General features: G+C 62.8%; 20 protein-coding genes. 11 read left to right on the top strand and 9 right to left on the bottom strand.

The annotated features are described in order from the left end of the window. The first annotated feature begins 20 nt into the window (after positions 1 to 20). Both ACLBKR_RS15930 and ACLBKR_RS15925 read left to right on the top strand, forming a co-directional pair. On the top strand, positions 21 to 827 hold the full coding sequence (locus ACLBKR_RS15930) for a CbbQ/NirQ/NorQ/GpvN family protein (RefSeq protein WP_113448654.1): 807 nt from the start codon (positions 21 to 23) through the stop codon (positions 825 to 827). Between the two features lie 11 nt (positions 828 to 838). Continuing rightward, the gene (locus tag ACLBKR_RS15925) at positions 839 to 2,737 is read left to right on the top strand and encodes a nitric oxide reductase activation protein NorD (protein WP_113486342.1); all 1,899 of its coding nucleotides are present in this window, start codon (positions 839 to 841) and stop codon (positions 2,735 to 2,737) included. Positions 2,738 to 2,837: 100 nt separating this feature from the next. Here ACLBKR_RS15925 and hemN read toward each other — a convergent pair whose 3' ends face one another. Next, positions 2,838 to 4,190, bottom strand: a complete 1,353-nt coding sequence (gene hemN / locus ACLBKR_RS15920; RefSeq protein ID WP_113486344.1) for an oxygen-independent coproporphyrinogen III oxidase — start codon at positions 4,188 to 4,190, stop codon at positions 2,838 to 2,840. Between the two features lie 221 nt (positions 4,191 to 4,411). On the opposite strand from hemN, the gene ACLBKR_RS15915 reads away from it, so the two are divergent. From ACLBKR_RS15915 to ACLBKR_RS15900, 4 genes are read left to right on the top strand one after another with little or no spacing between them, the layout of a single operon-like run. Beyond that, positions 4,412 to 4,693, top strand: coding sequence for a DUF2249 domain-containing protein (locus ACLBKR_RS15915; RefSeq protein WP_112829509.1), 282 nt, complete (start codon positions 4,412 to 4,414; stop codon positions 4,691 to 4,693). Positions 4,694 to 4,733: 40 nt separating this feature from the next. Further along, on the top strand, positions 4,734 to 6,083 hold the full coding sequence (locus ACLBKR_RS15910; protein WP_113486377.1) for a hypothetical protein: 1,350 nt from the start codon (positions 4,734 to 4,736) through the stop codon (positions 6,081 to 6,083). 2 nt (positions 6,084 to 6,085) lie between these two features. Further along, entirely contained in the window at positions 6,086 to 6,607 is a 522-nt protein-coding gene (locus ACLBKR_RS15905; protein WP_113339343.1) for a DUF2249 domain-containing protein, read from the top strand. 5 nt (positions 6,608 to 6,612) lie between these two features. Next, complete coding sequence (locus ACLBKR_RS15900) at positions 6,613 to 6,933, top strand: iron-sulfur cluster assembly protein (RefSeq protein ID WP_113438855.1); 321 nt, start codon at positions 6,613 to 6,615, stop codon at positions 6,931 to 6,933. Between the two features lie 74 nt (positions 6,934 to 7,007). Here ACLBKR_RS15900 and ACLBKR_RS15895 read toward each other — a convergent pair whose 3' ends face one another. Beyond that, entirely contained in the window at positions 7,008 to 8,216 is a 1,209-nt protein-coding gene (locus tag ACLBKR_RS15895) for an NnrS family protein (RefSeq protein WP_414899628.1), read from the bottom strand. Between the two features lie 250 nt (positions 8,217 to 8,466). Between ACLBKR_RS15895 and nirK the strand changes: the two genes are divergently transcribed. From nirK to ACLBKR_RS15875, 4 genes are all read left to right on the top strand, one after another. Further along, positions 8,467 to 9,609 (top strand): copper-containing nitrite reductase, encoded by a 1,143-nt coding sequence (gene nirK, locus ACLBKR_RS15890; protein ID WP_112829512.1) that lies wholly within the window; start codon positions 8,467 to 8,469, stop codon positions 9,607 to 9,609. A gap of 73 nt (positions 9,610 to 9,682) precedes the next feature. Then, positions 9,683 to 10,582, top strand: coding sequence for an SUMF1/EgtB/PvdO family nonheme iron enzyme (locus ACLBKR_RS15885; RefSeq protein WP_113438840.1), 900 nt, complete (start codon positions 9,683 to 9,685; stop codon positions 10,580 to 10,582). A gap of 97 nt (positions 10,583 to 10,679) precedes the next feature. Then, on the top strand, positions 10,680 to 11,375 hold the full coding sequence (locus ACLBKR_RS15880) for a Crp/Fnr family transcriptional regulator (RefSeq protein ID WP_112829578.1): 696 nt from the start codon (positions 10,680 to 10,682) through the stop codon (positions 11,373 to 11,375). 135 nt (positions 11,376 to 11,510) lie between these two features. Continuing rightward, complete coding sequence (locus ACLBKR_RS15875; protein WP_112829514.1) at positions 11,511 to 11,954, top strand: pseudoazurin; 444 nt, start codon at positions 11,511 to 11,513, stop codon at positions 11,952 to 11,954. A 64-nt stretch (positions 11,955 to 12,018) separates the two neighbouring features. On the opposite strand, the gene ACLBKR_RS15870 is transcribed toward ACLBKR_RS15875, so the two are convergent. After that, a complete protein-coding gene (locus ACLBKR_RS15870) occupies positions 12,019 to 12,573 on the bottom strand; it encodes an exopolysaccharide biosynthesis protein (protein ID WP_414899624.1) in 555 nt (184 codons plus the stop codon). 267 nt (positions 12,574 to 12,840) lie between these two features. Next, complete coding sequence (locus ACLBKR_RS15865) at positions 12,841 to 13,938, bottom strand: DUF475 domain-containing protein (RefSeq protein WP_113438438.1); 1,098 nt, start codon at positions 13,936 to 13,938, stop codon at positions 12,841 to 12,843. 373 nt (positions 13,939 to 14,311) lie between these two features. On the opposite strand from ACLBKR_RS15865, the gene ACLBKR_RS15860 reads away from it, so the two are divergent. Then, positions 14,312 to 14,671 (top strand): YARHG domain-containing protein, encoded by a 360-nt coding sequence (locus ACLBKR_RS15860; protein ID WP_414899622.1) that lies wholly within the window; start codon positions 14,312 to 14,314, stop codon positions 14,669 to 14,671. Between the two features lie 6 nt (positions 14,672 to 14,677). Here ACLBKR_RS15860 and ACLBKR_RS15855 read toward each other — a convergent pair whose 3' ends face one another. From ACLBKR_RS15855 to ACLBKR_RS15835, 5 genes are all read right to left on the bottom strand, one after another. Beyond that, positions 14,678 to 15,097 carry an OsmC family protein gene (locus ACLBKR_RS15855; protein WP_113339338.1) on the bottom strand — a complete coding sequence of 140 codons (420 nt, stop codon included), beginning with the start codon at positions 15,095 to 15,097 and terminating at the stop codon, positions 14,678 to 14,680. 91 nt (positions 15,098 to 15,188) lie between these two features. Next, positions 15,189 to 17,279, bottom strand: a complete 2,091-nt coding sequence (gene pbpC, locus ACLBKR_RS15850; protein WP_414899620.1) for a penicillin-binding protein 1C — start codon at positions 17,277 to 17,279, stop codon at positions 15,189 to 15,191. Between the two features lie 13 nt (positions 17,280 to 17,292). Next, positions 17,293 to 22,749: an MG2 domain-containing protein gene (locus tag ACLBKR_RS15845; RefSeq protein WP_414899618.1), complete on the bottom strand. Its 5,457-nt coding sequence runs from the start codon at positions 22,747 to 22,749 to the stop codon at positions 17,293 to 17,295. Positions 22,750 to 22,855: 106 nt separating this feature from the next. Next, on the bottom strand, positions 22,856 to 24,139 hold the full coding sequence (locus tag ACLBKR_RS15840; RefSeq protein ID WP_113486353.1) for a CynX/NimT family MFS transporter: 1,284 nt from the start codon (positions 24,137 to 24,139) through the stop codon (positions 22,856 to 22,858). Next, on the bottom strand, positions 24,139 to 24,813 hold the full coding sequence (locus tag ACLBKR_RS15835) for a FadR/GntR family transcriptional regulator (protein WP_113448665.1): 675 nt from the start codon (positions 24,811 to 24,813) through the stop codon (positions 24,139 to 24,141). The genes ACLBKR_RS15840 and ACLBKR_RS15835 overlap by 1 nt, the downstream gene beginning before the upstream one ends. Between the last annotated feature and the right edge of the window lie 46 nt (positions 24,814 to 24,859).

Here is a 24,859-nt window from a genome sequence, read left to right as displayed (position 1 = left end):
TGCCCGAAAGGAAACACCCCATGAACCTGATGCTGACCAACCCGCCTGCGCCTGATATTCCGGCCTATTCGCCTGCCGGGAACGAATGTGCGCTTTTCGAGACGGCATGGACCCGCCAGCTGCCGTTACTGCTCAAGGGGCCGACCGGATGCGGCAAGACCCGCTTCGTCAGCCATATGGCGGCCAAGCTCGGCCTGCCGCTCTCGACGGTGTCCTGCCATGACGATCTCGCCGCCGCTGATCTCACCGGCCGCTACCTGCTGAAGGGCGGGGACACGGTCTGGGTGGACGGGCCGCTGACACGCGCCGTCCGCGACGGCGGCATCTGCTATCTCGACGAGGTGGTGGAAGCCCGCAAGGACGTGGCCGTCGTGCTCCATCCTCTCACCGACGACCGTCGCATCCTGCCCCTGGAACGGACCGGCGAACAACTTGAAGCGCCGCCCGCCTTCATGCTCGTCGTCTCCTACAATCCGGGCTACCAGAATCTCCTGAAGACGCTGAAGCCCTCCACGCGCCAGCGCTTCGTTGCCATCGAATTCGATTTTCTGCCGAAGGATCGTGAGATCGAGATCGTTTCTTCCGAAAGCGGACTCTCCGCCGGCGAGGTTGCGCCTCTGGTCGAACTGGCACGGCGGTTGAGGGCGCTCAAGGGTCATGACCTGGAGGAGGGCGTCTCGACCCGTCTCCTCGTTTATTGCGCCAGCCTGATCGATGCCGGTCTCTCGCTGCGCGATGCTGTCCGATCGACCATGATCGAGCCGTTGACGGACGAGCCGGAGGTGCGGGCCGCGCTGATCGAACTTTCGCAGGCGGTCATCCGCTAAGGGAGTGCAGTATGCTGGATTTCCTCGAACTCGAAGAAACCGTGGGGCGCGTCTGGCACAATGTTGCCGGCAACACGCGGACGTGGCCCCGCTATCCGCGGGTTGCCGTTTCCCTTGAGGAAATCCAGCCGATGCTGGCCGTCTGTTTCCGCGGTTTCGGCGGCGAGCATACCGTGCAGGTGGCGCCGGCTCGCGGACGCACTTCCGCCCACCGGTTAAAGTTTCGTCAGCGGTTGGGTCTCGGAGAGGAAAAACTCGTGCAGCCCGGCCGTGACCATGCGACGCTGATGCTGCCGCCGGTAATCGACCTGATGCCCGACGCCGGCCTGAACCGCGATCTCTATCTCTGGCTTGCCGCCGCAATGGCGGTGATGCCGCTAGAGCCGGTGCCGGTGGGCGATCCGCTAAAGCGGGACCTTGCCATACTGGAGAGGGCGGAGAAGACCACGGAGGGTGTCATTGCGGTTTTCCCGGGGATGTCCGACCGCTATGCCCGTCTGTGTCTGGCTCTTCTCGCCGAACGCCGGCGAGGAAAACTGCCCCGCGTCGAGCAGATGCTGGAGGCACGCATCATCGAACTCCTGCGCAAGGGCGCGGGCCTTGCGGCCTTGTATCCACCGGCGATTCTGCCGGCCAAGGCTCCGCCCGGATACCTGCCGATGCTACCGGTTCCGCTCTGGCCGGATGCCTTGCTGCGCGAAGAGGGCGCTCCGCGTGAGACCCAGGATCGTCCAGCGGCGGGCAGCGACAGGCAAGCGACTGCCGCCGGGCGCCACATCGCCACCCGTGAAAAGACCGATGGGCGTGACAAGGATCGCAGCCCGTTCATCCTCAACCGTTTCGAAAAGATCCTGGCCATGGCGGAGATGGTCAATGTCGACCGACCCGGCGACGACAGCGACGATCACGACGCGACCGCCGCGGAGGAACTGGACGACATGACGCTCGGCGAGCGGAAGGGACGGCCATCCGCCCGCTTCCGCTTCGATCTCGATCTGCCGCCGGAGGCGCTCGACCGTACGCCTCTGACGACCGAGCTTACCTATCCGGAATGGGACTACAGGCAGGGCGTCTATCTCAAGGATTATTGCCGGGTGCTTGCCGCGCCAGCGCCCGAAGAGGGCGAGTCGCTCGAAGAGAATGCGGCGATGAAGAGCCTGATGCGCCGGGTGCGGCGTCAGTTCGAGGTGTTGCGCCCGAAACACGAGATGCTGCGCGCCCAGCTCGATGGCGTCGATCTCGATCTCGATGCCGTGGTGCGCAGCCGCAGCGATCTTGCCGCCGGCGGCGAGGGCAGCGATCGCATCCATCTGATGAGCCGGCCGCAGGCGCACGATCTCGCCGTAACGCTGCTCGTCGATGTCTCCCTGTCGACGGATGCATGGTTCGATGACCGGCGCGTACTGGATGTCGAAAAGGAGGCTCTTCTGGTGCTTGCCAATGGCCTTGCCGCCTGCGGCGACAATCATTCGATCCTGACTTTCACCTCCCGGCGCAGATCGTGGGTTCGTATCGAGAGCGTGAAAGACTTCGGCGAGAAGATGGGGCCGGCAGTTGAGCGGCGCATTGGAGCGTTGAAGCCGGGATATTATACCCGGATCGGCGCGGCCATCCGCCATGCCTCTGCCAGGCTCGCCGACCAGCCCAATCGCAGGCAGCTGTTGCTGGTGCTGACAGACGGCAAGCCGAACGATGTCGATCACTATGAGGGTCGTTTCGCGCTGGAGGATAGCCGCCGCGCGGTTATGGAGGTCAGACGCAAGGGTATCCGGGTGTTCGGCGTGACGGTCGACCGCGATGCCAAATCCTATGTGCCGGCGATCTTCGGTCAACACGGCTACGCGATCGTCTCCAATATCGCGAAATTGCCGGCGGCCCTGCCGGCGATCTATCGCAGCCTTGCGGGTTAGGCGGTCCGCGAGGCGCGGAAAAGGCCCGGCATCGGGGTGTTGCCGGGCCTTTTCATATTTCCGCACATTTTCCTGATCGATATCGATCGACCGTAACAGATCAGGCCGCCCTGGAATGGGTGCGGCCGGTTTCTCCGAGATAGGCGTCGAAGCTCGCGGCCACCACGCGGATCACGAAGCGATGGTCGCTGCTTACGCTCAGCACACCGTCCCGCATCCCGATGATGCCGTCGCTCGCCAGCCGCTCAAGCATGGCATTCCCTTCCGTCAGCAGTGCGGGGTCAAAACCGTGACGCCTGGCGAGACCGTCGAGATCGGCTTCGAAATCGCACATGAGCCGCTCGATCACGGCCGCCCGGAGGCGATCCTCGTCCGTCATCCGATAACCCTTGGATGTGGTAAGCTGACCGGATGCGATGCGTTGCGCATATTGGCCGATGGCGACTTCGTTCTGAATGTAGCCTTCCGCCGTTCTGCCGATGGCCGAAGCGCCGAAGCCGATCAGGCTCCGGCAGGCGTCGGTGGTGTAACCTTGGAAGTTGCGATGCAATCTTCCGTCTTGCGCGGCGAGGCTGAGTTCGTCCTGCGGCAGCGCGAAATGATCGAGCCCGATCCGCCTATAGCCGGCCGCGACCAGCGTCCCGGCGATTGCCTCGGCCTGGGCATGGCGTTCTGTCGTGTCGGGCAAGGCCTTCTCGTCGATCAGTCGCTGGTGCTTCTTGAACGAGGGAATATGGGCATAGCCGAACACCGCGAAACGATCCGGCCGCATGGCTATGGCCGTCTTCGTGGTCTGGATGCAGGACGTGACGGTCTGGTGGGGCAGGCCGTAGATCAGGTCGAAATTGATGCTGCCGATACCGTATCTGCGAAGTCCATCCGTTGCTTTCGCAGTCTGTTCGGCGGTCTGTATGCGATTGATGGCCTTTTGTACGACCGGATCGAAGCTCTGCACGCCGAGGCTGGCGCGGGTGACACCGGCCTCCCCGAGCGCGCCGATCATGGCTTGCGTGAGGGTGCGGGGATCGATTTCGACGGCGATGTCGACATCCGGCATGACGTCGAGCGTCTTCTGTATGAACGCCGAGAGATCCAGGAATTCCTCCGGTTTCATGATGGTGGGCGTACCGCCGCCGAAATGGATGTTGCGTACCTTGAGCGGCTTGCCGGCCGCCTTTGCGACGATGGTTATCTCGCGCTTTAGAACGTCGAGATAGTCCAGGATCGGTTCGTCCTTCTGGGTGATCGAGGTGTGACAGCCGCAATACCAGCACATCGACCGGCAGAAGGGGATGTGGAGGTAAAGGGAAACTGCCTCCCCGGAGGGTATCTGTTTCAGCCAGTCGCCATAGGTGCCGGCGCCGATCGAGGAGGAAAAGCGGGGCGCGGTCGGGTAGCTGGTGTAGCGGGGCAGGCGGGCTTCGCCGTATTTTTCGACGATATCAAGGGACATGGGGTGGCTCTCCGTTCGTAACTGTCCGGAGCCTAGATCGCGGTCTCCTTTTGCTCTTTGCCAAATCCCAAGCAACGGAACGAAAGCCCGTCGACGTTCTCAATGTTATTTGCGCGGCGACAAGTTCTCCCTTCGTCCTTCGGTCTAGTTTCGACAGGCAGGCCGGGCCCGGGCCGCAACAATCGAAGACCTGTCGGGCCGAAGAAGGACAAGACCGACCCATGAGCCAAACCATGCAAGAAAAGCCGCTGATCGACGTCCGCACCGTACCGCCGGCCGAGCGGCATCCCCGTATCTTCGGAATGCTCAACGCGCTGCTTCCGGGCGGATCGATGCTGATTACCAGCGATCACGATCCGCGGCCGCTGCACTACCAGCTCGAAATGCATTTCTCCGGCATGTTCGGGTGGGAATATCTGGAAGAGGGGCCGGAGGTCTGGCGCGTCGAGATCGAGCGCTTGCAAAACAGCGGCTGCGACTGCTGCTGCGGCTCGGATCATTGAGACGCGGGGCGTTGCGGTATTCCTGAGTGAGGTGATCGACATGCCGGGAGCAAGCCTTTCCCGCTGGACCATGAGCTACTTTGCCGCCGCCTGCCTTTTCCTGCTTGCGGGAGAAGGCCTGTTGGCCGCCGGTTATGGCAATCCGGTTGCCGGTATTTCCGGCGGCGATGTGCTGGCCGTCGTTCACCTGATTACCGCCGGATGGCTCGGTCTCCTGATGTCGGGAGCCCTGTTGCAGTTCGTACCGGTGCTTGCGGCAAAGCCGCTGCGGGCGGGGAGGCTGGCGCTTCCATCCCTCGTTGCGATCCTTGCCGGCGAAGTCGGGCTGGTGTCCGGCTTTGCGCTTCTCGCCTCCGGCGTTACCCTGTCGGACCACCTCCTGGCTTGCGGCGGTGTCCTTCTCGCGACGGGTTTCCTCGGCGTCGCGACAATGGTGCTGCGTACGTTTTTCGATGCACGGCCCTTGCCACTTGCAGGGCGTTTCGTAGCGCTCAGCATCGTCGGGCTTGTCGGCACCGTTTGTCTCGGTGTCTTCATGGCACTCGGGCTCTCCTCCCTGTTGCCCGGCGACCTGCTTGCCCTGGTGTCCGACATGCTGCCAGTGCATGCAGCCTTCGGGCTCGGTGGTTGGCTTACCCTTTCAGCGCTCGGTGTAAGTTACAAGCTCTTGCCGATGTTCCTGCTTGCCGGTGAACCCGAAGGCCGTCGACCGAACCTGGTTTTTCTGGGTGGAGCTTCCGTGCTGACGCTGCTTCTCCTGCTGGTATTGCTGACCTTCCTTGGCAACACCGCGGTGTTCGCCGCTGCGCTCGCCTGTTTCGTCGCGGCCGTCAGCCTCATCCTCTACGGATTTGATCTCCTGGCGATCGTAAGGACGCGGCGGCGCGATATGGAATTGAACAGCCTTGCCAGCCTTGCGGCTTTCGCCTGGCTTTTCGTGGCGTTCGTCTGGCTGGTGGTCGCGTCCCTGTCCGGACGGATCGGGGATCATGTTGAGGCTATCGTCTATCTTGCGGGTTTCGGCTGGCTGAGCGGCCTCGGTCTGGCTCAGCTCTACAAGATCGTGCCGTTTCTCACCTGGCTCGAATGCTACGGCCCGGTGCTCGGCCGTGTGCCGACGCCGCGGGTTCAGGATATCGTGCGCGAGCGGCGCGCCCGGCTGTGGTTCGTGGCCTTCCATGTCGGGGTAGCGGTTGCCACGCTTGCTCTTTCTCTCGGGATCGCGTTCCTGTTTCGCGTCGGCGTCTTTTTGCAGTTCTGCGCTACTTTCGCCTTGGTTATCGAGTTTCTGCGCGCCAGACGTCTGGTCGATGTCGCTCCCGGCCTGCGCTTGCCGAAAGGCACTATGCGTCCCTATCTCTTTCTGCCATCCCCCGACCTCAGGAGGTAACGATGACACGATCATACAAAGAACTCGACGTACGCCCTATCCTGCGCAATGGCGGCGAGCCGTTTCAGGCTATCATGGAAGCGGTGCATTCGCTGGCGCCCGGCGAAGGCCTGAGGTTGTTCGCGACCTTCAAGCCTGAACCCTTGTTCCGCGTCATGGGCAAGCGGGGCTTCGGTCATGAGGCTACCGAGATCGGCGGAGGCGACTGGCAGGTGCTCTTCACACCGGAGGCCGGTGGGCCCGCCGATATTTCCGCGTCGGCCAGCGGCAATGATGCGACGGCCTGGGCCGACCCGGTCTTTCACCTCGATCTCACCGATCTCGATCCGCCTGAGCCGATGACGCGCATCCTCGCCAAGATTGAACTCATGGACCCGGGCGAAGTGCTCTTTGCGCTGCTTGCGCGCGAGCCCGTTTTCCTCATGCCGGAACTCGAGAAACGGGGGCATCAGTGGGTGGGCAATTTCGATGAGACCGGCAGCGCCTATCGCATGCTGATACGTGTCGGCGAAGCCCGGGAGTGACGGATGTGAACGACGATGCCGCGAATTTTCTCTTAGCACGCATATACGATGCCCTGAGTGGTATTCTCGATCCCGAGATTGGCGGCAATATCGTCGATCTCGGCCTCATCTACGACGTGGTCGTCGAAGGAGACGGCGCGGTTGCCGTGGTCATGACGACGACCTCGCGGGGGTGTCCGGCGGCCGGTTTCCTGAAAGACGCGGTGGAGGCCAGCATCGTTGCCGTCGATGGCGTGGCGCGGGTCGCCGTCGAACTGGTCTATGAACCGCGGTGGACGCCCGAACGTATCCGCACTCCCGCCCTCCGGGGAGCGGGCCGGCATTGATCTTTGCGGATCGGCAGCCCGCAAACGAAAGCGCCCGGTCCAAGAACCGGGCGTTTTCGTTTATCCAGTTTCCGTCAGGTGCGCCGGACCCGGGCGAGCATCGGACCGTATTCGACGACGAAGAGGCCGAAGGCCACCAGCCATGCCAGGCCGGCAAGCCCGTAGAGCGTCATGGCCTGAGCGGGCAGAAGATCGGCAGCTGGACGCAGAAGTGCCGCCAGCAGGATTGCGGCATAGGAGAGATTGGTGAGCGGCGACGACGTCAACTGCCGGCCGGTGTGGCCGCGTGTGGCGCGGGTCATGACCGCCAGCATCATCGCTGCCATGGCGCCGACCGTCATCACGTGCATGATGCCCGCATCGCCGAGGCCTATCCTGTCGCCAAGCGCGATTGCCACAAATCCGAGCGGCAGAAAGGCATAGGCGACATGCAGGATGAAGAGCAGTTTCTCCGGCCATACAGCCAGGCCGCGCCAGCGCCGCAGCCGTGCCGCATGGGCGATGCCGGCGACAGCGACAAGCACGAGCGTTGCCGGCTGCTCGGGCTTTAGGCTCCAGCAGAAGAGCGCCAATGCGCCGACCGCGATGACTGCGGTATCGAAGCGGCCATAGGGCGCCGGAAAGCGTGTCTCTCCCCTCTGGTTCAGCCAGTTGCGGCTGAAACTCGGGATGATACGCCCGCCGATAATCATGATGAGCACGAGATAGGCTGAAATCGCCAACCTCTCGACGGTACCGCCATGTTCTCCGGCCAGGGTATTCAGATGAAAGCCGATATTGGCCAGCGACAGCACGGTCAGGACACCCAGGACCTTCAGATCCTTCCACTTGCGTCCCGCGACGATTTCCCGGGCGCAGATGAAGAGCAGGACGGGCAGGAACAGGCTTTCGATGGCGACGGAAGGCACGAGCCCGATCAGGTCGGGGGCGAGCATCAGCAGGCGTCCCGCCGCCCAGAGCAAAAACAGGCCGGCGAGGGGGCGGCCCGACACCGGCAGGCGGCCAGTCCAGTTGGGAACCGCGGTCAGGAGAAAGCCGGCGACCACCGCGGAGGAAAAGCCGAACAACATCTCATGGGCGTGCCAATGATGGGCGCTGTAGGAGCCTCCGACCTCGACGATGCCGGCGAGCGCGGCGATCCAGAGGATCATGGCCGCTATCGCAACGATCGCGGCACCAAGGAAGAAGGGGCGAAAGCCATAGGAAAACAGAACCGGGCCTGTTCGGGAAAGGCCGCGTGGAATGCCGCCGGCCGGGCGGCTCGTCTGTTGGCTGTTGCTCATGACGGATCTCCGATTGCTTGATAAATCGCAATCGTTTTAAGAAGAAACCCTCCTTCGATCTTTGTGCATTCGCAAGCAAAGCCCGACCTGCCCTCTTCTGATCTTTGTCATTTTGCGCCCTGCCAAAATGACGCAGGTAAAATGTCGGCCGGAAGAAGTTTGTTCTGGCACAAATTAGATTTCGCGATCGGGAGTAGAACTCTTGTCACCGGACGATATCCGCTCCGCTCTACCACAAGGAGACATTCCGATGACTGAGCAGTTTCAGGTAACCCGCCGCACGATTCTGGCCGGCGCGGCCTTTGCCGGCGCCCTGGCGCCGATCATCAAGACTTCCGAGGCTCGTGCCGAAGGAGGTGGCATCAAGACCAATGCGGCCGCAACCGCCGCCGACATCGCAAAGCTTCCCCGCGAGAAGGTCGAACTCGTCAAGCCTCCGTTCGTCCATGCCCATACGCAGAAGGCCGAGGGCGGTCCGAAGGTCGTCGAGTTCACCCTGACCATCAAGGAACAGAAGATGATCCTCGACGATGCGGGCACGGAAGTGCACGCCATGACCTTCGACGGTTCGGTTCCCGGCCCGCTCATGGTCGTTCACGAGGGCGATTATGTCGAACTGACACTGGTCAACCCCGAAACCAATACCCTGCAGCACAACATCGACTTCCATGCTGCAACCGGTGCTCTGGGCGGCGGCGCGTTGACGCTGGTCAATCCCGGCGAGAAGACGGTTCTGCGCTTCAAGGCGACCAAGGCCGGCGTCTTCGTCTATCACTGCGCACCTCCCGGCATGGTTCCGTGGCACGTCACCTCGGGCATGAACGGTGCCATCATGGTGCTGCCGCGCGACGGTCTGAAGGACGGCAAGGGCAATGACCTGACCTACGACAAGATCTACTATGTCGGCGAACAGGACTTCTACATCCCGAAGGACGAAAACGGCAACTTCAAGAAATACGAGAGCGCCGGCGATGCCTATGCCGATACGCTGGAAGTCATGCGGTCGCTTACTCCAAGCCATATCGTCTTCAACGGTGCCGTCGGCGCGCTGACCGGCCAGAACGCCATGAAGGCCGAGGTTGGCGACCGTGTCCTGATCGTCCATTCGCAGGCCAACCGCGATACCCGTCCGCACCTGATCGGCGGACATGGCGACTATGTCTGGGCAACCGGCAAGTTCCACAACGTGCCGGAAACCGACCAGGAAACCTGGTTCATTCCGGGTGGCGCGGCAGGCGCAGCCTTCTACACCTTCCATCAGCCGGGCGTTTATGCCTACGTCAACCACAACCTGATCGAAGCCTTCGAGCTTGGTGCGGCTGCGCATTTCACGGTCACCGGCGAATGGAACGACGATCTGATGACTTCGGTCATGGCACCGAGCGCCAGCTGAATGTAAAGGGTCCGCGTCCGCCACGGGCGGGCGCGGATCTCCTCTTTCCCGCCGCGACCTTGAGGAGGTCGTCATGCTATCTGTCCGCACAAATCATTCCGTTTCCGCCCTTTCGCTGATGCTGCCCGGTATCCTGTTGTTGGGTCTTGCCGGAACCCTTGCCTTGCGCACCGGCGTTCTGCCGCAGCCCGGCGTAGCGCTCGTGGCTACGCCGGAGACGATCGTCGTTGAACCGCGGACTTTCCGCTACCGCCAGGCGGGTGAATTCTTCAAGGCCGGATTTGCGGTCGATGCTCCGATGCTGGAGGTGGCGCCGGGAGAGCCGCTGACGATCACGAAATACCAGATCTCGGCCGCCGACTATGACCGCTGTGTCGCGGACGGGGCCTGCCCGGCACGGGAATCGACGATACCGTCCTTGCAGGACATGCCCGCAACCGGCGTCAGTTATGACGACGCGGAGGCTTATGCTGCGTGGCTCAGCCGGCACGACAATGCCGTCTGGTCGCTGCCGAGCGATGAACAACTGGCCTTTGCCGCCGGTTCGAAATTTCCGGACGACGCGCTTGGCGTCGATCCGGACAGCAAGAACCCCGCACTCAGATGGCTTGCCGATTACCAGCGCGAGGCTGCCCGCAAGGCATCGCGGGAGCCGGCGCCGCAACCGTTCGGTCATTTCGGCGAAAACGAATACGGTCTCGCCGATTTCGGCGGCAATGTCTGGGAGTGGACGACAACCTGCAATCGGCGTGTCAATCTCGGAACCTCCGGTGAGGTCGTCGAGGAGGTCGAGAGCTGCGGTATCTATGTCGCCTCCGGCAAGCATCGTGCGCCGCTCAGCGCCTTCGTGCGGGAGCCGAAAGGCGGTGGCTGTTCGGTCGGAACGCCTCCCGATAATGTCGGTTTTCGCCTGGTGCGGGACGACCGTTGGTTCGCCCGGCTCTTTTTTGCCTTCCGTCAAACCTCTCTCTAGTCTAAACAAACCGGCGGATACGTCATTCGAACGGACCGGGCGGACGAACATATGTTTGTCCTTGCAGTGTCCGATTCTGGAGGAAAGGAATACGGCGGTGAAGATCGATCGGGCCGTCGTCAAATCGCTTCCATTGTTCGACCGCATGAGTGACGAGGAGTTGGACCGGTTGCTCTCGCATGCGACGTCGCGTCGTGTGCCGCAGGGTGAAGCCGTTTTCGAACAGGGGCAACCGGCCGTCAGCTTCTTTCTTCTTCTCCATGGACGCCTGAAGGTCACTCAGGTGACCGAGGACGGGCAGCAGATCATCGTGCGCGTGGTGCATCCTGGCGACCTCTTCGGTTTCGCCAAGGCCTTGCAACGCATGGACTATCCGGGCACCGCCATCGCAGCGGCAGAAAGCGTGACGCTTTGCTGGCCGACCGATCTCTGGCCCAGTTTCGTCGAACATAATCCTCGGCTTGCCGTGACCGCGATGCAGACCATCGGGCAGCGGCTGGAAGAAGCCCATACGCGCATAAGGGAGATGTCGACCCAAGAGGTGGAGCGTCGCGTCGCCCATGCTGTGTTGCGGCTGGCGCGCAAGGCAGGCCGCAAGGAAGAGGGCGGCATCCGGATCGATTTCCCGATTTCCCGGCAGGACATTGCAGAAATGACCGGAACCACGCTGCATACCGTGTCGCGCATCCTGAGCGCCTGGGAGGCGCGCGGCTACGTGGAAGGCGGCCGGCAGAAGCTCCTGGTCATCGACCCTGCGGGACTTGCCGAACTGGCCGACGGGACCCGGGAATAGTCTGTTCGGCGTTCCGGTCGCATTCCCTGGAAATTGCGCTTTGCAATTTGTGCGGCGACAAAGAAGACGCCGACTGGCCGGCGTATCTCCTTGATTAACGGACCCGAGGGGTCCTGTTTTCAAGGAGACAAGACAATGACCATGATGATGAAGCGCCTCGTTGCCGCTGGTGCGATCTTCGCTGCCCTCGCCGGTTCCGCCGCTGCCGCCGATTACGAGGTTCACATGCTGAACAAGGGCAAGGACGGCGCCATGGTGTTCGAGCCGGCGGGCCTCAAGATCGCCGCCGGCGACACCGTCACCTTCATCCCGACCGACAAGGGCCACAACGCCGAGAGCATCAAGGGCATGATCCCGGACGGCGCCGCTGAGTTCAAGGGCAAGATGAGCGAAACCATCAAGGTGACCTTCGACGTGCCCGGCGTCTATGGCATTAAGTGCGCGCCGCATGTCGGCATGGGCATGGTCGGAGTGGTCGTGGTCAACGACGCGAGCGCGAACCTCGATGCCTTCAAGGCCGTGAAGCTGCCGAAGAAGGCGCAGGAACGCATCGAGGCCGCGCTCGCCAGCGCGCAGTGAAACTCCATCTCTTTCCGGGTGTCATGGCCCGCCCTTGTCGGGGCGGGTCATTTGTCTTTTGCAGTCAGACGATCCAGTTGAAGGCCGAGGCCGCGCCATAGATCAGGCCACCCGATGTCCCGAGTGCAATTGCTGCAAGCAGAATGCCAAGGAGTGTCGCCAGACCATCCCGTTCCATCAATCCCATGGAGATGACGACCAGGGCGACTACCGGCAGGAAGTTGCCGAAAGGAATGGGAAGCGCGACAGCTACCGCAAGCAGGAAGACTGGCACGCCCAGCAGGGTTTGGGCGGTGTGCCCGGTCAGCGCCCGCAAGCGGCCGCGTTGCAGGATGATTTCCACCTTGCGCACGAGTGGCGTCGTATATCGAACGACGAGCATGATCGTCGCAGCCGAAAGTTTCCGCCTGCCCAGCATCTCGGGAAGCCAGATACGCCTCTTTCCGGCGATGATCTGCAGGGAGACGATGGCAAGGCAGGTTCCGAAGAACATGCCGAAAGGGCCGGGGACCGGCGTGAGGGCCGGCAGCGACAGTATCAGGATGGCGAAGGCGATGCTGGTGCGGCCCAATGCCTCCAGCAGATCCGTCAGTGACAGGGCTCCCGCCCTGTTCGCCATTTCGGCAACAGCCTCAAGTTGGGCGGAAGCCGTTCCCTGGCGTTGTTGGCGACATGGGTTCTCCAAGCGGTCCTCGGTTCTTTTCATCTGGTGACGATAAGCTGTCTCTTCGGCTGATCTAAGAACGTGCCTCGCCAAAGCAAGGTTCGGCACAAAAAGACCTTTATTGCTGCATTTTGAACCGAGGCTGTTGTTCAAGGGGAGTAGACACGGTTCAATAAAGAAAAAGCCGGCATCAGGCCGGCTCTTTCATCTTGCATCTTGCCATCAGATGTTTTCGGCGACCGCCTGTCGATCGTGCTCTAGTTCCTCTTCCCGTTCCTTGCGGTTGTAGCGGATGGAGGACCAGAGCGAGATGCCGATCAGCCCCGCGCCGCCGAGGCCGGTGATGACTTCGGGGATATGAACCAGCGTCTGGCAATACATGATTACCGAGAGGATGAGGATGGCGTAAAAGGCACCGTGCTCCAGGTATCGGTATTCGGCGAGCGTTCCCTTATCGACCAGCATGATGGTCATCGAGCGCACGTACATCGCGCCGATACCGAGACCGATCGCAATCACGAACAGGTTCTGACTGAGTGCGAAGGCACCGATGACGCCGTCGAAGGAGAAACTGGCGTCCAGCACTTCTAGATAGATGAAGGCGCCGAGGCCACCCTTCGCCGCTTCCGACATGGCCTTTTGCGAGTGATCCAGAAGTCCGCCGATCACCTCGACGACGAGGAAGGTGAGAAGCCCGTAGATCGCCGAATAGACGAAAGTGTTGGCTTCCTCGCCTTCGAGCAGGTTCGAAAAGAGCAGGATCAGCAGAAGCACGAAGGCAATCTCGATGCCCTTGATCGAGGCGGAGCGCGCCATGTGCTTCTCAAGGAAGACGATCCAGTGCACCTCCTTCTCGTGGTCGAAGAAGTAGGTGAGGCCGACCATCATCAGGAAGGTACCGCCGAAGGCAGCAATCGGCAGATGCGCCTCGGTCATGATCCTCGCATATTCACCCGGTTCCCGGGCCGCCAGGAAGAGCGCCTCGATCGGCCCGATGCCGGCGGCTATCACCACGATCAGCAGCGGGAAGACGATACGCATGCCGAAGACGGCGATGACGATACCCCAGGTCAGGAAGCGATGCTGCCAGACCGGCGTCATGTCCTTGAGTTTGTTGGCGTTGACGATGGCGTTGTCGAAGGAAAGTGAGATTTCGAGAACTGCGAGCACTGCGCAGATGAAGAAGACGGTTGCCATGCCGCCAAGCGTTCCGGTGGACTGCCATCCAACCCAGCCACCGAGAAGAAGGCCAATAGCGGTCACGATGAAGGCCCATTTGAAATAGGAAAGCGTCGGCTGTCCGGTCGAGGGTGTGCTCATTGGCGTGCCTCCGAACGGTTGAAAGCGAAAGGATGCGGGAAATGATCGTGCATGGCGACACATGCACGCGGGATAGGCATGATCTGAAGAGTCATGTTTTTGAATCCGCCGGCTCATCTTGCTGGCGGTACCGACATCACGAGAGCGCCGTAAACTCTCGCCAGAGGGGCCCGGCACCAGAAGTTTGGTCCGCAACGCAAGGCACTGGGCGTTGCGTGACAAGCCGGTTTTAACTCAGCCCGACCACGCGTCAAGCCCCAAATCTCCCGGCCGTATATGACTTGGGGCGGTGTGTGGCGGATTTCCAGTGGCAGTCAAGACATCAAGCGAAAATTGCCGGAACCGGCCAAGGACAGCGGATGAAAGCCTGCGAGTGACCTGCATCAATGGCTCATTGCCGAATTCGCTTATATTCGCTGTGTTCGAGTATCCGAAGGAGGGGATCGTGGACAGTCGTTGGATTATCGTGATTGCGCTCTTGCTTGACGTCTTTGCCGTCATACCCGGAATTTTGTCTGCGGCCCATGCGCAGGATTACCGGGCAATGAGTTGCGAGGATCTGTGGTACGCCCGCAACGAGATTTATGCGGAGCGGGGTTATTGCTTCAAGACGCAGCGCGCCCGCGCCGTCTTCGGGCGCGGATGCTTCCCGCCTTATGGCGATCTCTCGCCGACGGAGATGCGGGAAGTCGCGCGGATTGAGCAATGGGAGATGCGGAAGGGTTGCAGGTGACGGGGGTCAGTCGCCGAGTTCGATCGAGAATTCGGGATTTCCCGCCAGCGTGTTGCTGACCGTGCAGATTTCCTCTGCGGCATGGACGATCTTCCGGCGGGTGTCGGCGTCGAGGTCCCCCGCGATGGTCATGCGGACGTCGAAGCGTGTGATCCGCGAGGGTCCCTCATGCGCCTTCTCGCCCTTCACTTCGGCCGTGATGTTCGTGACCTTGTCCATGACATGCATCTGAGTCGCTGCTATGCGGGCGCTCATGGCGAGGCAGGCGGCGAGCGATGCGTAAAGCAGATCGACCGGATTGAAGCCCGGTTGGCTCGGACCGGTGACGATATCGATCTCGCCTCCGGTGGCAGATACGACATGGGGAAAACCGCGATGGCCGAGCGTTGCCGTTGCGCCGGTTTGTCTCGTTTTCAGTTCCGTCATGGCCGCGGCCCCTTTTCCAGTCGGTCATGACTTACGCTCGTCGGGACCGCGGGGCAAGCCGCCCGCTGCTCCGGCAGCATGAATGGCGTTTTCAGGACCGGACGAAAAAGCCCACTGTTGCCGCACGTCCGGCTGCGTCGATGACGGTCAGCGTTGAATAGCCGACACCCTCCGGTCTCCATTCCGTCGTGCGTCGACGGGTGGGTTCCGAAAGCGGCTTGCCATTGGCAAGCCAGCGAAAGGGTGCGCGCCCGGACTGCAGTTTCAAGGCAAGGGGCAGCGGCGCGCCATCGGGACCGATGCCAAGTTCGATCTGGGCGCCCTCGGGCGGATAGACGATCTGCGGCGGTTTTTCGCGCGTCGAGGCAGAAAGGAGACCGCTGGGATCGAGCGAGAACCGACGTTGGCTGATCGGCAGTTCCGACTGGGCGATGCGGTTTGCGCCGCGCGGGGCGGAGGGCAGCGGAGTGCCCGAAAGCCCCGATTTCGAAAACGCCTCGAACAGCAGGGGAGCCGCTGTCGCATAGCCGGAAATACCGGGTACGGCAGCGTTATCGGGGCGGCCGATCCAGACGCCGAGGACATAACGGCCATCGAAGCCGACCGACCAGGCGTCACGGTAGCCATAGCTGGTGCCGGTCTTGTAGGCGATGCCGATGGTGGGGCTGCCGGACGGCGGCAGTACGCCCGAGAGAATGTCCGCGACATTCCATGCCGCGACGGGTTCGAACAATGCGGCGACGTTTTCGATCTCGCCGGGCTGGTCGTTGATGCCATCACCCAGCCGCACCGGCGTCTGGCGGTTGGCGAGGCCGGCATAGAGCTGGACGAGTTCCTTCAGCGTCAGGCCGGCTCCTCCGAGCGCAATGGCAAGTCCGGGCGCTTCCGCGGTCGGCAGGCGCGGACGCACCTCGGCGCGACGCAGCCTTACCATCAGCTTCGAAGGGCCGAGCGCATCGAGCAGCCGCACCGCCGGTACGTTCAGAGAGAGTTGCAGAGCCTGACGGATGCTGACGTCGCCCTGATAGCTCATGTCGAAATTCTTCGGCCGGTAACCGAAGAAATCCGCCGGCCGATCCTCGACAATGGTCTCCTGCGCGACCAGACCTTCCTCGAAGGCCAGCCCGTAGATGAACGGTTTTAGCGTCGATCCGGGCGAGCGGCTGACGCGAGTCATATCGATCCAGCCGGAGCGGGAGGCATCGAAATAGTCGGCCGCGCCGATCTCGGCGACGATTTCACCGGTCTCCGCATCGGCCATCAGCATGGCGAGCGACACCTTCGGATCGAGACGCTGCGAGGTTGTCCGTGCAACGGCTTCCAGTCGCTCCTGCACGTCCCGGCGAAGTGTTGTCCGATATGTCGTTTCAGTCGGGGCCTTGCGTCTTGCGGCTTCCGCCAGATGGGCGGCGAGTGCCGGCAGTTGCAAGCGTTTTTCCGGCAGGGGGGCGACTTCGGCGCGGGCGATCTCGCCGGGTTCCAGCACGCCGGCAGTGTTCATGCGTTGCAGAACGCGCTTGCGGGCCGCTTCGGCGTTTTCCCTGTAGCGGTCGGGGCGGCGGCGTTCCGGTAGCTGCGGCAGCGCGACCAACAGGGCGGCTTCCGCTGTCGAAAGGCGTTTCGGCTCCTTGCCGAAATAGGCAAGGCTTGCGGCTCGCACACCCTCGAGATTGCCGCCATAGGGCGCGCGGGTGAGATAGAGGTCGAGGATCTCCGATTTTTCCAGCCGCCGTTCGATCTGCAGGGCGCGGGCGATCTGTATGAGCTTCGCCGTCAGCGACCGCTCTCGGCGCGGCTCGATGAGGCGGGCGACCTGCATGCTGAGCGTCGAGCCGCCCGAAACGATGCGGCCATTGGTTAGCAGCTGCCAGCCGGCGCGGCCGAACGCCATGAGGTCGATGCCGGAATGCTCGTAGAACCGCCGATCCTCGTAGGCGACCAGCATTTTCACGAGCTGCGGATCGACATCGGCAGCCGTCGTTTTCAGGCGCCACAGCCCGTCCTTCGTCGCGAAGGCGCGCAACAACTGCCCGTCGGTATCCAGCACTTCGGCCGAGACCGTGGCGGCCTCCGGCAATGGCGGCGGAAAGGCGCGGTCAGCGGCGTCGAGGGCAAAGAGTGTTGCGGTCGCTGCGACGGCAGCAACCGCAAGACCCAGACCCGCGACGCGCAGCTTTCCCATCACCGCTTTCCCGTTACTCCGCTGCCGAGACCTGCATGCGGCCGGTGGCCGTGCGGGCCGAGAACTGCGGCCGGTACATGTCCTCGACCGAGGCTGCCGGATGTTCGAATGTGCCGGGCGTTACGGCCCGGACGACATAGGCAAGGGTGATCTCGCCGTTCTCGCTGGCCGGCCGGTTGATCGCCGCGACGAAACGGTCGTTGCGGAATTCGAGGTGGGCCGTTTCCGTCTCGCCGATCCAGTCGAAGTTGGCGAGCGCCGCACTGTCGACGAGGCTCGGATTGTCGATCTCGAAGCCGGCGGGAAGCAGGTCGGTAATCAGCAGCTGCGCCGGCCAGTCGTCATTTTCGGTGACGGTGAGAACGACCACATAGCGCTCGTTCTGTGCGGCTTCGCTGACATTCGCCTCCTCGCCATCCAGCGTGTAGTAGGTGCGAGTGATGTCGAAGCCCTCGCCGCCTACCGGCAGCGGAACCTTGGGTGCCGCGACCGTGGTGATCGCTGCCGAAACCGGATCGCTGCTCTTGTTGGTCAGCGTAACCGCATGCTGGAGCAGGGCATCGCCGGTGATGCTCGCCTGATAGGCGCCGTTATGCTGAGCGCCGTTGACATCGAGCGACAGGCCGTCATCTCCCTTCTGCAGGGCGCGGGCGGCCAGCAGAAGCCAGGTCTGTTCCTGGGTGCTGAGATACCGTTTTTCGCGCCATTCGTCGGTCACGACCTTGGCGAGTGCGGGCACGATCGGCGGAACCGGACGGCTTTCGGCGGCAAGAGCGAGCACGGCTGCCCCGTCGCGCAGCGACGAGCCATAGTCCGAACGGTTGAGGCTGACCTTGGTGAGGCGCGCTTCTTCCGACATGCCGGCGGCATCGAGGAAGACCGAACGCGAGCGTTCGGCATCGCCATAGAGCGAAAGTGCCGCGGCCAGATGCGCCTTCGAAAGCGGGGTCGGGAAATCGCCGAGCATCGTATCGGCGTAGTAGCGCAGGTCGCTGATCGCGGCCTTGCGATTGCGCGCCAGCACGTAGAGCGAATAGGCGATCTCGTTGCCGCGGCTGCGGATATCGGCGTCGTAGCCGATGCGGTTCTGCAGGTTTTCGATTGCCTGCAGCATCGCCTGTTCCGGCACTTCGAACCTTTGCTCGCGGGCGCGGGTGAGAAAATCGGTGACATAGGCATCGAGCCACAGGTCCTCATAGCCCGGAGCCCAGAGGCCGAAGCTGCCGCTGGAGGACTGGTAGGAGAGAACCCGGTAGATCGCGTCCTGCACCCGCTTCTTCACATCCGCGTCGTCGGGAAGGCCGGAAACCGCGGAAAGTTCGCTCAGATAAAGCAGTGGCAACGCCCGGCTGGTGGTCTGTTCGGCGCAGCCATAGGGGTAGCGGTCGAGACCCATCAGCAGGGCCGGAAGGTCGAAGCCATCGGCGCGGCTGACATTGAGGCTGACCGCCGCATCCTGAAGCAGGCTGTCGGCCAGCAGGTCGGCATCGATGGTCAGGCTCTTGCCGGGGGCGAGAGACAGAACCCGGCGTTCCGTCACCGGAAGGGATGCAGGACGGACGGGAACCTCGAGGCTCTGGTCGAGCGACAGGCCGGAAGCATTGGAGAGCGCAATGTCTATGGTCGCCGCACCCGGCTCGACGCCGATGACGGGCAGTGTCACGACCGTCTTGCCGCCGGCTTCCAGGCTGATCGTCTGGGTCGCGGCCTGCGGATCGATGCGAACCGCATCGTTGGACGACACCGCAAGGGTGTAATCGCCGGTCGGAGCATCGGTTGCGGCGATATCGAGGCGCAGTTCGGTCTCATCGCCGGGGGCGAGGAATTTCGGCATGCTGGCCGTGACCACCACCGGATCGCGGATGATGACATCGGTTTCGGCGTGGCCGACGCCGGATTTCGACCAGGCGACGGCCATCACTCGGGCCGTGCCGTTGAACTGCGGGATATCGAAGGACACTGTGGCGCGGCCATCGGCATCGAGCTTCACCGGACCGGCAAAGAAGGCGACCAGCTTTTCCTTCGGCGGATTGCCCTGAAGCGGGCTTTGTGCGCCGTCACCGCCAGTGCGCAGGCGTCCCATCGCGCCAAGCGATCCGTCGATCAGGCGGCCGTAAAGGTCGCGGATCTCAAGACCCAGCCGACGCTGGCCGAAATACCAGTCTTCCGGGTTCGGGGCTTCGTAACGCGTCAGGTTGAGGATGCCGACATCGACGGCGGCGACCATGACATAGGCTTCCTCGCCAATGCCCGCGCCTGCTACCTCAATGGGGATTTCCAGCGGCTGGCGGGGCAACGTCTGCTTCGGTGGGTCGAGCTTGATCGCCAGTTTGTCCAGTCCCGGATCGACCTTCAGCCAGCTTACGCCGATGGCGCGCGCCGGCATGCGGCTTTCCTGCGCGTCGCCGGGCCGGAAAAGCGTTGCGGTGACATAGGCTCCGGCACCGAATTCCGCGGTGACGGGAATGGTGACTTCGCCTCCATCGGCGGGAATGGTCGCCACCTGCGTGGTGACGAGAGATTCGGTGCCGGCGGTTACAAGCAGTTCGCCGGCAAAGCGCGGCGAGACCTTCAGCGTCGCCGTATCGCCGATGGCGTAGCTTTCCTTGTCGAGCCCGATTTCAAGCGCATCGGGTGTTTCCGTGGTGCTCGCCTCGACAAACCAGCCGGCGTCGAATTCCACGCTGGTCGCGGGGCCGTTGAGGATCGCCGTTTCGATTTCAAGGCGGTAGCGACCCCATTGAACCGGAGCGGAAACTTCGGCTCCATTGGCGGAAATATCGACGGTACCATCCGCCACCTGCTTGGTGGTGATGATCGGCTCGTAGCGCCAGGATGTGCCCTCGCGATACCACTGGTAATTCCGCTCGAGGCTGACGAGTTTCCACTTTGCGCCGGAAAGCGCCTGACGCTTACCGTCGGGACCGAGCGCGATGACGTTGAATTTCGCGATCGAATTTTCGGCAAGGTCGCCGGTGAATTCGGGCTTGATGCCGATCATCGGGCCTTCGGGGCGAACCGGAAGCGTGAGCTTGCGCTCCACGGCGCGGCCGCCGCCTTCGACAAGGCGCAGGACGACTTCGGCGTTGAGAAGCTGCGTCGTCGATGGCAGTTCGCCGAGTTCGACATCGAAGGTCGTCTTGCCGTCCTCGTCCAGCGGTTCCAGCGCTTCGAGCGGCACCTGGGTTTCTTCGCCGGCCTCTTCGTCCGCAAGGCCGAAGACATAGCGCTCATAGTCCGGATGGCTTCGGGTCGGGCGGATGTTGACCTCACCCTCCAGCGACAGGCCGGCAGCGGGTGCGCCATAGAGATAGCGTCCGTCGATGCTGACCGGGACGGAGGCACCGGCTTCGATGTCCTTCGCTTCGCTGGTGATGTCGAATTCCAGCCTGTCCGGCACGAAGTCGTCGACCAGGAAGGTCTTGCGGGCGATGGCTTCTTTCTTCGGATCGGTATGGATCGCGAGGCTCCAGGTGCCGCGCATGGAGTTGGCGAGCAGGGGCAGGTCGACGGCATAGCCGCCAAGCGTTTCGCTGGTCACCACCATGCGGCGGAATTCAACGCCATCCGGCCGGGAGAAGATGAAGGTGAGCGGCAGCCGGTCGATGGAGTCTGCCTCGATGTCGCGGGCGAGTGCTGCGGCATGCACGGTCTCTCCCGGACGGTATATACCGCGTTCGGTCCATGCGAGCAGATCGATTGCGCCGGGAGCAGGCCGGCCGGTGACGCCGCGGTCCGAAAGGTCGAAGCCGGCGCGGGTCATATCGAGGAAGACGTTGTCGTCGTCCTGCAAGCGGGCGGCGATAACGGCCGGGGCAAGCGCTGCGCCGGCACGGATGAGGCCGGCATCGAAGCGGGCATGGCCATCGTCATCCGTCTTCGCCGTCGCCAAAACCTCATTGTTCTTGGCGATCAGCTGCAGGTCGACGCCCGCCAGCGGTTTTGCCGTCGCAAGAGAGCGGGCGAAGACGTGCAAGCCATCGGTGCCGGCGAAGGTGGATAGCCCGATGTCGGAGACGACGAACCATTGGGTCGCGCGGCTGTCCCAGTTCTCGGTATTCGTGTTCGCGACGGACGCCGTCATCACGTAAATGCCGGGCTTGCGCTGGGGCAGGGCCTCGTCCACCGGGAAGCTGGTAACGACGTCCTTGTTGAGTTCGGTGGCGATATCGATCGATCCCTGCCAGACGAGTTCGCCTGTTTCGCTTTCGATGCGGTCGGCGCTGTAGCCGTCGAGCTGGGTGAGGAACTGCGAGGCGGAAAGCAGGGGAGCGACGTTGCGGTCGCCGATGCGATAGAGCTTGAGGTTGGCGCTGTCGGCGTTGACCGAAACCAGCGGAATGCCGCGCCGCGCCGTGGAGGGCAGGACGAAGCTGTCGCCGGTGAAGCGAACCGATGCGGAACGGTCGCGGACATAGATTTCGAGATCGACCTGCGCCTCGAGGCTCTCCTCGACGGAGGAGGGTAGACCGGCGCGAAGCGCCAGCTTGTAGCGGGCGCCATGCGTCAGGCCCTCGACGCAGATCTGGTTGTCCTTGGCTTCCAAGGCCTTGGGTGCTGCACCGTCGAGCATCACGAAGGGCGTGTAATCGACCCCGCGCTTGACCAGCGGGTCGGAGAATTCGACGCAGGCGCGCGGCGTCAGGCTGTCTGCATCGACGCTGTTGGAGACGACACGGAAGCCCTTGCGGGAACGCAGGTCGTTATAGGCGGCCTGCACGGTTTTGGCGGTGACGAGCTTGAGGCTTTCCTTATAGGCGTTCAGCGCGTTGCGGTAGTCCTCGGAGTTCTCCAGGCCCTTGGCGAGGGTGGCGAGCGCATCGGCGCGGGTCTGCGTGTCGCGGCTCAAGAGGTAGCCATTGAGTGCGGCGAGCACGCCCTGCCCGGTGACGCTGCTGTTGCCGGTAATTGTATTGGCAGCACGGGCCATTTCCAGCCAGATGGCGGTGTCGTCAGGCGTGATCGCGAGCGCACCCTTGAAGGCGTAGAGCGCCGCGTCGATGTTGTTGTTTGCGAACGACTGACGGGCGATGACGAGCAGGGCGCCCTGGCCGAGCTGCTGCTGGTCTTCTCCAAGCGAGAGATCGGCGCGTTGCGTGCGGGCATCCTCCATCAATTGGTCGGAGACAAATTCGGGTCGCTTGGCTGCTCCTAGATCTTCTGCAACGCCTGCTTCCACCACGCGACCGGCAATGGCGCCGGCAAAGGTATTGAGCTGGTTGAAGTCAGACTTCAGGAAGCACCATTTCACCTTTGGATTGTAGGTGAAAGCGCGACAGGCGCCGTCAGCGATGCAGCTTGCCTCGCATTCGTCGAGTGAGAGGTTCTTTTCCGTTCGAAGGTCGAAGCCGAAGTAATCGCCGTCAGGCGTGGTGAAGATACTACGGGTGTCGGCCGCAACTACAGGCGTCGCCAGCAGCGAGATTGCCAGGAATCTTGCGAGAAAACCAAAAGCCTTGCGCCCAGACATCCTGTCCCTCCCACGCTGACCGTTTTATTAGGAGGTACTCTTCTTCCATAACAACAGCTTGTCAATTGGACCGAAGATGAGGCTATGCGCGGGGACACAGGCTCATCTATGCCTCTTTCGTTCCCGAACGGACGTCTACATATGCGAGACGCCCGGCGCCCCAGCCGTTGATCGCGGCGCCGAGGCCGATTGCGACGAAAAGTAGAGCCGTTGCCGAAAAACTCCCGCTCCAGCTCCTGGTGAGCCCGACCAGCAGGGGGCCGATGGCTGCCAGAAGATATCCGACGAACTGCGCCATCCCCGAGAGATGGGCAGCGACGTGGGAATCCGACGAACGCAGGACGATGGCGGTCATGGCGAGGGCGATCAGGCCGCCCTGGCCGATGCCCTGCAAGATGGCCCAGATCCATATCGTCGAGAGGGGTGCAAAGAGAATGCCGAGCAATGCGACGACCGCGATGACGGCCAGCGCCACATTGATGAGCCGCTGGTCACGGTTGCGCACGGCGATCTGCGGCGAAACGATACAGGACGCCGCCTGCACCATTACGGAGACCGAAACGATGGCGCCCGCGGTCACCCCGTCGATGCCGCGTTCGCGCAGGATGGGGACCAGCCAGCCGAAGACGCAATAGGCGAGCGCCGATTGCAGTCCCATGAACAGCGTGACCTGCCAGGCCAGCCGATCGCGCCAGAGGCCCTCGATGCAGGTGCCGCTGCCCTTGGCCGGTTTGGCGCTTCGCAACGCCTGTGGCAACCAGATGAGCGCCACCGCGAAAGCGGGCAGGGCCCAGAAGGCGAGCGCCGCACCGAGCGAGCCATTGAAGGCTTTCTCCACAGGCAGGCTGAGGCCGGCGGCGCCGGCAGCCCCGGCGCAGAGCGCCATGGTGTAGAATCCGGTCATCAGCGCCGCTCGATCGGGAAAATCCCGCTTGACCAGCCCCGGCAGGAGGACATTGCCGATAGCGATGCAGGCACCGGCAAGGGCAGTGCCGAAGAAGAGCAGGGGAACCGACGAAAGGCCCCGTAAGGCCGTTCCGGTGGCCAGGAGAAAGACGGCAAAAAGTAAGGTTCTTTCCGCGCCGATCCTCTGGGCAAGACGGGGCGCCAGCGGAGAAAAAAGGCCGAGGCAGACAACGGGCACTGTCGTGAGCAGGCTGGCGCCGAAGGCGGAGAGTCCGAGTTCCGAACGAATTTCGGGCAGCAGGGCCGATGCGCTGGAAAAGACGGGACGAAGGTTGAAGGCAATGAGCACGAGGCTGACCGCCAGAAGCCAGCGAGTGGCCGGACCCGTGACCCCGGTGACGGCGGAGGACGAAGGCGTGTCTTCGGCGTCGATCAGAAGCTCGTCCGCGAGGTCGAGCGCATGGCTGTCGGCATTGTCGGTCATCAGTCGTCCCGCCGGTCGAGATAGGCAAAGACCGGGGCCATGAAACGGCGCACAGCGGCGTCTGCCTTGTCGGGCTCGCCGGTTTCGATCGCATCGACGATTGCCATATGGGCGGCCATGTCGGGTTCGGGCAGGTCGCCCGCTGTCGTGGCTTCGATGGTTTCCGTGATCGAGGCAGAGAAGAAGTCGTAGAGTTCGACCATAGCCCGGTTGTCGGACGCTGCGACGACGGCCCGGTGGAAGGCGAAATCACGCGCAATGAAGGCGGCGCGGTCGCCTTTATCGGAGTTGCCGCGCTGGGCGAGCAGGGCGCGCAGGCGGACGATGGTTGCGGCGTTGGCGCGGAGTGCGGCAAGGCGCGCTGCCTCGACGTCCAGAGCGCAACGGGCCTCGAAACGATCCCGCAGGCTGGCGCGCCGGGCGGCATCCAGCGCACCATCGGTTCCTACAAGGGAGCGCACATAGGTTCCCGAACCGTGGCGCACGTCGAGAAGTCCTTGCGAGGCCAGGACCCGCACGGCCTCGCGAATGGTGCCGCGGCTGACGCCGAGCGTTTCCGAAAGGGACGCTTCATTGGGAATGCGAGAGCCGACCGCCCAGCGGCCACTGCGGATCTCCGCGCGCAACGCTTCGGTGGCCGTATCGGAAAGACTGACTTTTTGAAGTGTCTTCATGGTTCGATGATTAAGTCATCTGATGACTTTGGTCAAGCGCGTGGCT

Origin of the sequence: Paenirhizobium cremeum (assembly GCF_047553425.1) — a bacterium.
Taxonomy (GTDB): domain Bacteria; phylum Pseudomonadota; class Alphaproteobacteria; order Rhizobiales; family Rhizobiaceae; genus Allorhizobium; species Allorhizobium cremeum.
This window is presented reverse-complemented; position numbering and strand designations above follow the sequence as displayed.

What these genes read in the sequence shown, in the direction of transcription:
- ACLBKR_RS15930 (WP_113448654.1), top strand. Translation starts at nt 21, where the DNA reads ATGAACCTGATGCTGACCAACCCGCCTGCGCCTGATATTCCGGCCTAT.
- ACLBKR_RS15925 (WP_113486342.1), top strand. Translation starts at nt 839, where the DNA reads ATGCTGGATTTCCTCGAACTCGAAGAAACCGTGGGGCGCGTCTGGCAC.
- hemN (WP_113486344.1), bottom strand. Translation starts at nt 4,190, where the DNA reads ATGTCCCTTGATATCGTCGAAAAATACGGCGAAGCCCGCCTGCCCCGC.
- ACLBKR_RS15915 (WP_112829509.1), top strand. Translation starts at nt 4,412, where the DNA reads ATGAGCCAAACCATGCAAGAAAAGCCGCTGATCGACGTCCGCACCGTA.
- ACLBKR_RS15910 (WP_113486377.1), top strand. Translation starts at nt 4,734, where the DNA reads ATGCCGGGAGCAAGCCTTTCCCGCTGGACCATGAGCTACTTTGCCGCC.
- ACLBKR_RS15905 (WP_113339343.1), top strand. Translation starts at nt 6,086, where the DNA reads ATGACACGATCATACAAAGAACTCGACGTACGCCCTATCCTGCGCAAT.
- ACLBKR_RS15895 (WP_414899628.1), bottom strand. Translation starts at nt 8,216, where the DNA reads ATGAGCAACAGCCAACAGACGAGCCGCCCGGCCGGCGGCATTCCACGC.
- nirK (WP_112829512.1), top strand. Translation starts at nt 8,467, where the DNA reads ATGACTGAGCAGTTTCAGGTAACCCGCCGCACGATTCTGGCCGGCGCG.
- ACLBKR_RS15885 (WP_113438840.1), top strand. Translation starts at nt 9,683, where the DNA reads ATGCTATCTGTCCGCACAAATCATTCCGTTTCCGCCCTTTCGCTGATG.
- ACLBKR_RS15875 (WP_112829514.1), top strand. Translation starts at nt 11,511, where the DNA reads ATGACCATGATGATGAAGCGCCTCGTTGCCGCTGGTGCGATCTTCGCT.
- ACLBKR_RS15870 (WP_414899624.1), bottom strand. Translation starts at nt 12,573, where the DNA reads ATGGCGAACAGGGCGGGAGCCCTGTCACTGACGGATCTGCTGGAGGCA.
- ACLBKR_RS15865 (WP_113438438.1), bottom strand. Translation starts at nt 13,938, where the DNA reads ATGAGCACACCCTCGACCGGACAGCCGACGCTTTCCTATTTCAAATGG.
- ACLBKR_RS15855 (WP_113339338.1), bottom strand. Translation starts at nt 15,097, where the DNA reads ATGACGGAACTGAAAACGAGACAAACCGGCGCAACGGCAACGCTCGGC.
- pbpC (WP_414899620.1), bottom strand. Translation starts at nt 17,279, where the DNA reads ATGGGAAAGCTGCGCGTCGCGGGTCTGGGTCTTGCGGTTGCTGCCGTC.
- ACLBKR_RS15845 (WP_414899618.1), bottom strand. Translation starts at nt 22,749, where the DNA reads ATGTCTGGGCGCAAGGCTTTTGGTTTTCTCGCAAGATTCCTGGCAATC.
- ACLBKR_RS15840 (WP_113486353.1), bottom strand. Translation starts at nt 24,139, where the DNA reads ATGACCGACAATGCCGACAGCCATGCGCTCGACCTCGCGGACGAGCTT.
- ACLBKR_RS15835 (WP_113448665.1), bottom strand. Translation starts at nt 24,813, where the DNA reads ATGAAGACACTTCAAAAAGTCAGTCTTTCCGATACGGCCACCGAAGCG.